The organism is Thermaurantiacus tibetensis, from assembly GCF_015354055.1.
In the GTDB taxonomy this organism is placed as follows: domain Bacteria; phylum Pseudomonadota; class Alphaproteobacteria; order Sphingomonadales; family Sphingomonadaceae; genus Thermaurantiacus; species Thermaurantiacus tibetensis.
Genome location: NZ_JACHTM010000018.1, coordinates 1 through 422, shown reverse-complemented (window position 1 = coordinate 422; position 422 = coordinate 1). Strand labels below are relative to the sequence as shown.

Genomic DNA, 422 nt, shown 5'->3' with positions numbered 1-422 from the left:
CTGGTGGACCGCAACGGCGGGGAGGCAGGGCCGCTGGGGCAGGCGCTCGCCGAATCCGGGCTGCTTGAGCGGCTGCGCGGGCTTGCCGAAGCGGAACGCCGGCCTTCCGCCGCGCTGTGCGAGGACCTGTGGTGGAACGCCCAGCGCCGGGCGGACCTTCGCGCCTATGACGATGCGGTGGCGCGGCTCTATCGCCTTGCCGAGGCGGCGATCCAGGCGCGCCTGTTCGTGAACCACGGGATCGACACGGGAAAGGTGCCGCTGGAGCGGCTGAGCGAGGCCTTCCGCAGCGAACGGCCCAACCTCAAGCCCGATGCGAAGACCGGCTGCTGCCAGCTCGCGCTGTCGGACGCGCGGGCGCTGCTCGCCGAGCTGGAGCCGGCAAGCCCGGTGCCCGGCTTCTGGGCGAACGGCACGCCCGA

The 422-nt window shown here is 73.2% G+C and carries 1 protein-coding gene; it reads left to right on the top strand.

The features are described from left to right. A partial coding sequence (locus H3H34_RS13220) for a hypothetical protein (protein WP_207790957.1) occupies positions 1-422 on the top strand: 422 nt, incomplete at both ends.